Genomic DNA, 7,259 nt, shown 5'->3' with positions numbered 1-7,259 from the left:
GCCGATCGGTGCCCGCCCCGCCTGTGACACGAGTTGGTAGGCGTCCAGGGTTTCCAGGCGGATGCCCAGGAGGGCGTCGACGGTGGTCGCGAAGAGAGCGGGCGCTTCGGGGTCGTCGGTGGCACCGGCGAGGGTCGCCTCGGCCCAGCGGTCGGCTGCGGCCAGGGCTCCGGGAGTGTCCAGGTCGTCGGCCAGGCGTGCGCGTACCTCGGCCAGCAGCTCGGCCCCGGACGGCCCGGCGGGCGCGGCGGCGGCCCGCCGCCAACGGTCCAGGCGCTCGTGCGCGGCGGTGAGCAGGTCGTCGGTCCAGGTGCGGTCGCTGCGGTAGTGCCCGGAGATCAACGCCAGCCGGATCGCCATCGGGTCGACCTTGTCCGCGCGCAGCCGGGACACGAAGACCAGGTTGCCGCGGGACTTGGACATCTTCTCGCCGTCCAGACCGATCATGCCGGCGTGGACGTAGTGCTCGGCGAACGGCGCCTGGCCGGTGAGCCGCTCGGCGTGCGCGGCGGAGGCCTCGTGGTGCGGGAACAGCAGGTCGTTGCCGCCGCCCTGCACGTCGATCCGATCACCGAGCAGGTTCAGCGCGATGACCGCGCACTCGATGTGCCAGCCGGGGCGGCCCGGGCCCAGCTCGCCGCCCGGCCAGGACGGCTCGCCCTCGCGGGCGCCGCGCCACAGCAGCGGGTCCAGTGGGTCCCGCTTGCCGGCCCGGTCGGGGTCGCCACCGCGCTCGGGGAAGATCTCCAGCATCTGCTCGCGGGTCAGGTTCGACTCGTAGCCGAAGCGGGGCGTGGCGGAGATGTCGAAGTAGACGTCGCCGGTGCCGTCATCGAGCCGGTACGCGGCACCGTCCTTGAGCAGCACCTCGACCTTGTCGGCGATGTCCGGGATCGACTCGACGGCACCCACGTAGTGCGCCGGCGGGATGATCCGCAGCGCCTCCATGTCCTCCCGGAACAGCGCCGTCTCGCGCATCGCCAGGACCACCCAGTCCTCGCCGTCGCGGGCGGCCCGCTCCAGCAGCGGGTCGTCGATGTCGGTGACGTTCTGCACGTAGCGCACCGGGCGGCCGGCGTCACGCCACACCCGCTGCACCAGGTCGAACGTGATCATGGTGGCGGCGTGGCCGAGGTGGGTGGCGTCGTACGGGGTGATGCCGCAGACGTACATGCTGCCCGCGTCGGCCGGCTCACTCGGGTGGACACCCTGCCGCGCCGAGTCGTACAACGCCAGTGGCTCGCCCCTGCCCGGCAGCCGTGGCACCTCGTGTCCCGCCCAAGACTCCATGGGATCAGCCTAGCCAGCCCGCCGGCAACGCCGGAGCGCCCCACGGGTGATCAAGATGACAGCGGGTCACATGGGCGGCCAGGGCATCGCCGGCCAGTCCTCCGGAGGCTGCGGGAAGCAGCCGGTCTCGCGCAGCCGGTCGACCCGAGCGGCCACCTCGGCCACCTCGCTGATCGTCAGATGGTCGGCCAACTCCGCGCCGAGCGCACCGGCGACCTGACCGGCCAGCGCGTCGAGCATCTCCACGGCGTCCGCGGGCAGGCGCTTACCGGCCCAACCCCAGAGCACGGTGCGCAGCTTGTCCTCCACGTGGAAGCTCACCCCGTGGTCTACGCCGTAGATCCGGTCGTCGGCACCGACGAGCACGTGACCGCCCTTACGGTCGGCGTTGTTGAGCACCGCGTCGAGCACCGCGAGCCGGGCCAGCCGTGGGTCGTCGGCGTGGGCGAGGGCGTACGCGGCGCCGTCGTCGTCCCGGGCCGCGGCGATCGGGATCCAGCGTGGCGGCAACTCCCCGGCGGGCAGGAAACCGACAAGTGGTTCGGCGTCCTCCGGCTCGTCGATCCACAGCTGGCAGGAGCCGGGGCCGAACGGGCCGTCGCGCAGCACCGTCGGCGGCACCAGGTCCCATCCGGTGGCCCGGGAGACCAGGTACGCCGAGACCTCCCGGCCGGCCAGCGTGCCGTCGGGGAAGTCCCAGAGGGGGCGCTCGCCACGGACCGGCTTGTAGACGCACCGGGCGGTCAACCCGTCCAGGGTCAGGATGCCGCGCAGCGTCGTGTTCGACGCGTCGACCAGCCGACCTTCCAGGTCGAGGACGCCGTCACGCAGCAGCCGCAGCGCGGCGTCGCCGTCCTGGCGAGGCTGGAGGCCGGACGAGGTCACCGGTGATAACCGTTGTGCCGCGGGCAGAGGTGCCCGGCGGGGTCCAACGGTTGGCCGCAGAGCGGGCACGGTGGCCGGCCCGCGTTGACCACTCGCCGGGCCCGCTCGATGAACTGGCGGGTCGCCTGGGGAGTGAGCCGGACCCGGAGCCGATCCAGGTCCTCGTCCGGCTCTTCGTCCTCGTCGTCGTCGTCGTCCTCGTCGCCGAGCTCGACCTCGGGCTCCACCTCGCCCGCCGCGATCGCCTCGATCACCACGGTGGCGGTGTCCACGTCGAAGGCCAGCCCGAGCGTCCCGACCCGGAACTCCTCGTCGACCGGAGTGTCCAGCGGCTCATTGTCGCCGATCACCGGCGCCAGCTCGGGCAGGTCCACCCCGAAGCGACGCTGCGCCTCGGTGAGCAACTCCTCAAGCTTCTCGGCGAGCAGGGACACCTGGACCTTCTCCAGCGCGACGCTGACCAGCCTGCCGCCGCCGCGGGCCTGCAGGAAGAACGTGCGCTCCCCCGGCGGCCCGACAGTCCCGGCGACGAACCGCTCCGGCGGTTCGAAGGCGTGCACCTGGTGGGTCATACCCACGACCCTATCCGGCCCGCCCTGGCATCGCGCACCCCACCGACCCGAATCGCCACAGCGACGGCGCGCCCGGTGTAGCAGGGGTTACACCCGGGCGTGGCGGCCATTTCGGCCTACGCGGACGCCCCGGCCGGGGGCGGTGTCGTGACGGGCCTCACCGCGACGCACCCGCTCCGCCGCCGACGGCCGCGTCCGAGTCGGCCACGCGGTTCGCGCGCCGACGCCGCTTGGCCGGCGGCGGCACCAGCGCCGCCAGATCGCCACCGGTGTCGTTGAGTCGCACCAGAAACGGACGCAGCGGCGTGAACCGGATCGCCGTCACCGACGCCGGGTCGGCAACGATCCGCTGAAAGGCATCCAGGTGTACGCCGAGCGCGTCCGCCACGATGGCCTTGATCACATCGCCGTGGCTGCACGCCAACCAGACCGCCTCAGGCCCGTGCTCGGCGGTGACCCGCGCGTCCCAGGAGCGCACCGCCGCCACGGCACGGGCCGCCATCGCCGCCATCGCCTCGCCATCCGGGAAGACCGCGGCGCTGGGGTGCTGCTGGACCACCGGCCAGAGCGGCTCCTTGGCGAGTTTCTTCAGCGGCTGCCCCTCCCAACTGCCGTAGTCGCACTCGATCAGCCCGTCCTCGACGATCGGGGCGGCCTGCGGGAGCGCCAGCTCCAGGGTCTGCCGGCAGCGGATGAGCGGGCTGGTCACCACGGCGGCCAACGGCACCGCCCGCAGGCGCTCGCCGACCGCGGTGGCCTGCGCGCGCCCGGTGTCGTCCAACTCGACCGGTTGCCGACCGGCCAGGCCGCCATCGGCGTTCGCCGTGGTACGGCCGTGTCGCAGAAGCAGAAGGGTTGCCACGGGACCACCCTATGACCTGGCCCCCGGGCCGGGCCGTCGCGGGCGGCGACCTCACGACTGCGGCCCTCGTCCCCACCCCCGAGCGGAGACGAGGGCCGTCGGCAGACCGGTCAGGTGGCGCTGATCGTGCCGGTCAGCAGCAGGGCCAGGACCAGGGTGCCCAGCGCGACCCGGTACAGCACGAAGACGTACAGGGTGTGGTGGGCGACGTAGCGCAGCAGCCAGGCGATGGCCGCATAGCCGATGCCGAACGCGATCAGGGTGGCCACGATCGTCTGGGCCACGGTCGGCACTGACGTGCCCGGGGCGGACGGTTCGAAGACGTCCCCGAGGCTGAACACCCCGGACATCACCACCGCCGGGATGGCCAGCAGGAACGAGTACCGTGCCGCCGCCTCCCGGGTCAGGTTGAGCAGCAGGCCGGCGGTCAGCGTGCCGCCGGAGCGGGACACACCGGGGACCAACGCCATCGCCTGGGCGAAGCCCATCACGATGCCGTCCTTCATCCGGAAGTTCTCCAGGGTGCGGGTCTGCCGCCCCCAGTACTCGGCGAACGCCAGCACGAACGCGAACACGATCAGCGTGGTCGCCACCACCCACAGGTTGCGCCCGGCGGTCTTGATCTGGTCCTTGAACAGGAAACCGAACAGCCCGATCGGGATCGAGCCGACGATGACGTACCAGCCCATCCGGTAGTCGAGGCTGGAGCGGACCGACTTGTCCCGGATGCCCACCAGCCAGGTCCGGGTGATCCGCCAGATGTCCTTGGCGAAGTAGATCAGCACTGCCGCTTCGGTGCCGAGCTGGGTGACCGCGGTGAACGACGCGCCGGCGTCACGGTCGAAGAAGATCGCCGAGGTGATCCGCAGATGCCCCGACGAGCTGACCGGAAGGAACTCGGTCAGTCCCTGGACGATGCCCAGGACGATGGCCTCGACCCAGGTCACTCGCCGACTCCCGAGAGGTCGAGAGCCTCGGCGACGGTACGCAGAGTCTGCACACCGCTGTCCCGGTCGGCCACGAAAAGGGTCACCGACAGCGTGGTGACCCCGGCTGCCGCGTACTCCCGCATCCGTTCGGCGACGCGCTCCTTCGGACCGAGCAGCGAGGTGCGGTCGATGAACTCCATGGGCACGGCGGCGGCAGCGTCACGCTGCCGCTTGGCCAGGTACAGGTCCTGCACCTCGCGGGCGGCGTCGCCGTAGCCCATCCGGGTGGCGAGCTGGTTGTAGAAGTTCTGCTGGCGGCTGCCCATACCGCCCACGTAGAGCGCGGCGTACCAGCGGACGAGTTCGGCGCAGGAGGCCACGTCGTCGCCGATCACCACGGGCACCGACGGCACCACGTCGAACCCGGCCAGCTCCTTGCCGACCTTGGCCCGCCCGGCGCGCACCGAGGCGAGCTGCTCCTCGGCGAACTCCGGAGCGTAGAACACCGCCAGCCAGCCGTCGGCGATCTCGCCGGCCAGCTCCAGGTTCTTCGGGCCGACCGCAGCCAGGTAGATCGGTATGTGCTCGCGCGGTGGGTGGAAGCCCAGTCGCAGGGCCTTGCCCGGGCCGTCCGGCAGCGGCAGCGTGTAGTGCTCGCCGTCGTACGCCACCTCCTTGCGGGCGATGGCCAGCTTGACGATGTCGACGAACTCGCGGGTCCGGGCAAGCGGCTTGGCGAAGCGCACACCGTGCCACCCCTCGGAGACCTGCGGGCCGGAGACGCCCAGGCCGAGGCGGAACCGGCCGCCGGAGAGCGCGTCGATAGTGGCGGCGGTCATGGCGGTGGCCGCCGGCGTACGGGCGGGGATCTGCATCACCGCTGCGCCGACGTCGATCCGTTCGGTCTGGCCGGCCATCCAGGCGAGCATGCTGGGTGAGTCGGAGCCGTACGCCTCCGCCGCCCACACCACCGAATAGCCCAGCCGGTCCGCCTCCTGGGCCAGCGCCAGGTGGTCGGCCGGTGTGCTCCACGCCGTCTGGTATCCGAGACTGAGCCCGAGTCGCACTGGTCCTCCCCCATCCGTGGCACAGGTCGCCCCAGGTTACGCAATGCCGATAACGGACTCGATCACCGGCTCGACACCTTATGATCCCCCCTCCATCGGGGCAGCCCGGGGCGGCGGAACCGGCAGAACCGGCAGAGATACGGGAGCGAGGATATCGGTGGCGGCAGGTTCGAAATAAGGTTCACCCATGCAACAGCGACCGCTCGGCCGAAGCGGGCTGGCGGTTTCGCGGCTCGCGCTCGGCACCATGACCTGGGGCCGGGACACCGACGCCGACGATGCGGCCGCTCAGCTGAAGAGTTACCTCGACGCGGGCGGCAACCTGATCGACACCGCCGACGTGTACGGCGACGGCGACGCCGAGTCGGTGATCGGCTCGCTGCTGGGCTCCCTCGTCCCCCGCGAGGAGCTGCTGATCGCCACCAAGGCGGGGTTGCGCCCCGGCAGTGGCCGACGCCGGGACGGCTCCCGGGGGCACCTGCTGCGTACCTTGGACGCGTCGCTGCGCCGCCTCGGCACCGACCACGTCGACCTGTTCCAAGTGCACGGCTACGACCCGGACACCCCCCTCGAAGAGACCCTGGCCGCCCTGGATCACGCGGTGGCCAGCGGCAAGGTCCGCTACGTCGGGGTGTCGAACTTCTCCGGCTGGCAGACCGCGCGGGCCGCCGCCTGGCAGACCGCCTGGCCGGGGCGGGCGCCGGTGGTCGCGTCCCAGGTGGAGTATTCGCTGCTGGAACGGGGCGTGGAGCGGGAGGTGCTGCCCGCGTGCGACGCGCTCGGCCTCGGCGTGCTGCCCTGGTCGCCGCTGGGCCGGGGCGTGCTCACCGGCAAGTACCGGCACGGCCGTCCGGCCGACTCCCGGGCCGCGTCGCCGCACTTCGAGCGGTTCGTCTCGACCTACCTGGAGCCGCGCTGCTCCAGCATCGTGGAGGCGGTGGCGACGGCGGCCGGTGGGCTGGGGGTGTCGCCGCTGGAGGTGGCGTTGGCCTGGATCCGGGACCGGCCGGGCGTGACCGCGCCGATCCTCGGCGCGCGCACGGTCGGGCAGTTGCTCGGCGCGCTCGCGGTGGAGCGGATCACCCTCCCAGAGGAGATCACCACCGCGCTGGACGACGTCTCCGCGGTGCCGGTCGGCTACCCCGAACGCGACGGCTGACCGGGCGGCCGCGACCGTCCCCGGGCGAAACCGGTCCAGCGCGTCGATCTTGCAGTTCCTGTTGCCGTTATGGTGCGACGTGACTGTTTTGTCGCGACAGGAAGTGCAAGATCGGCGCGGCGAGGGGGTTGGGCGGGCGCGGGGTGGCGTGGGGTGGTCGGCGGGGTGGACCGGTGGGGGCGGCGTTGTTGGTCACCCTGGAGGGGGTGGCAAACGGTCGCTGGGCTGGGCAGCATGGAGGGCATGGACTACGAATACGCGCCACTGCGGCTGCCGCCGAACGTCGACCGGTTGACCGCAGCGGCGCAGTTGGCGATCCAGGCGGAGTTCTCCGGATGGGAGTTGGCCCGGGTGCGGCTGTACCGGGACGGCACGCGGCAGGTGGTGCTACGTCGGCGGCGGGTCAACCAGCCGCAGCCGGGTCTGTCGTACTGACGACCGGGCGGGGGGGGGGGGGGGGGGCGGGCCGCCCGGGGGCGGGGGCCGGCGCCCGGC

Annotated in this window: 8 protein-coding genes; 2 read left to right on the top strand and 6 right to left on the bottom strand. The window is 72.2% G+C overall.

The window, feature by feature from the left end:
* The 6 genes from mshC to AB0B48_RS30885 form a co-directional block, all read right to left on the bottom strand.
* Positions 1 to 1,290: cysteine--1-D-myo-inosityl 2-amino-2-deoxy-alpha-D-glucopyranoside ligase (gene mshC, locus AB0B48_RS30910; protein WP_357207730.1), on the bottom strand; the 1,290-nt coding region annotated here is incomplete at its 3' end.
* 66 nt (positions 1,291 to 1,356) lie between these two features.
* Complete coding sequence (locus AB0B48_RS30905) at positions 1,357 to 2,175, bottom strand: SCO1664 family protein (protein WP_112587406.1); 819 nt, start codon at positions 2,173 to 2,175, stop codon at positions 1,357 to 1,359.
* On the bottom strand, positions 2,172 to 2,747 hold the full coding sequence (locus AB0B48_RS30900; protein ID WP_357207727.1) for a DUF3090 domain-containing protein: 576 nt from the start codon (positions 2,745 to 2,747) through the stop codon (positions 2,172 to 2,174). The genes AB0B48_RS30905 and AB0B48_RS30900 overlap by 4 nt, the downstream gene beginning before the upstream one ends.
* Before the next feature lie 157 nt (positions 2,748 to 2,904).
* Positions 2,905 to 3,609: an MSMEG_4193 family putative phosphomutase gene (locus AB0B48_RS30895; protein ID WP_357207724.1), complete on the bottom strand. Its 705-nt coding sequence runs from the start codon at positions 3,607 to 3,609 to the stop codon at positions 2,905 to 2,907.
* A 110-nt stretch (positions 3,610 to 3,719) separates the two neighbouring features.
* Positions 3,720 to 4,556, bottom strand: a complete 837-nt coding sequence (locus tag AB0B48_RS30890) for an undecaprenyl-diphosphate phosphatase (RefSeq protein ID WP_030490918.1) — start codon at positions 4,554 to 4,556, stop codon at positions 3,720 to 3,722.
* Positions 4,553 to 5,605: an LLM class F420-dependent oxidoreductase gene (locus AB0B48_RS30885; RefSeq protein WP_210865913.1), complete on the bottom strand. Its 1,053-nt coding sequence runs from the start codon at positions 5,603 to 5,605 to the stop codon at positions 4,553 to 4,555. The genes AB0B48_RS30890 and AB0B48_RS30885 overlap by 4 nt, the downstream gene beginning before the upstream one ends.
* Before the next feature lie 187 nt (positions 5,606 to 5,792).
* Between AB0B48_RS30885 and AB0B48_RS30880 the strand changes: the two genes are divergently transcribed.
* Together AB0B48_RS30880 and AB0B48_RS30875 are read left to right on the top strand one after the other, a co-directional pair.
* The gene (locus tag AB0B48_RS30880; protein WP_112587412.1) at positions 5,793 to 6,764 is read left to right on the top strand and encodes an aldo/keto reductase; all 972 of its coding nucleotides are present in this window, start codon (positions 5,793 to 5,795) and stop codon (positions 6,762 to 6,764) included.
* A 243-nt stretch (positions 6,765 to 7,007) separates the two neighbouring features.
* On the top strand, positions 7,008 to 7,199 hold the full coding sequence (locus AB0B48_RS30875) for a DUF5703 family protein (RefSeq protein ID WP_013734349.1): 192 nt from the start codon (positions 7,008 to 7,010) through the stop codon (positions 7,197 to 7,199).
* Positions 7,200 to 7,259: the final 60 nt, after the last annotated feature.

Origin of the sequence: Micromonospora sp. NPDC049089 (genome assembly GCF_040648775.1) — a bacterium.
Lineage (GTDB): Bacteria > Actinomycetota > Actinomycetes > Mycobacteriales > Micromonosporaceae > Micromonospora.
The sequence above is the reverse complement of the archived record's forward strand: the minus strand, read 5'-3'. Positions and strand labels throughout refer to the sequence as shown.

Excerpts from the sequence above, each read along its gene's own strand:
- AB0B48_RS30900 (WP_357207727.1), bottom strand. The coding sequence starts at position 2,747 with ATGACCCACCAGGTGCACGCCTTCGAACCGCCGGAGCGGTTCGTCGCC.
- AB0B48_RS30875 (WP_013734349.1), top strand. The coding sequence starts at position 7,008 with ATGGACTACGAATACGCGCCACTGCGGCTGCCGCCGAACGTCGACCGG.
- AB0B48_RS30880 (WP_112587412.1), top strand. The coding sequence starts at position 5,793 with ATGCAACAGCGACCGCTCGGCCGAAGCGGGCTGGCGGTTTCGCGGCTC.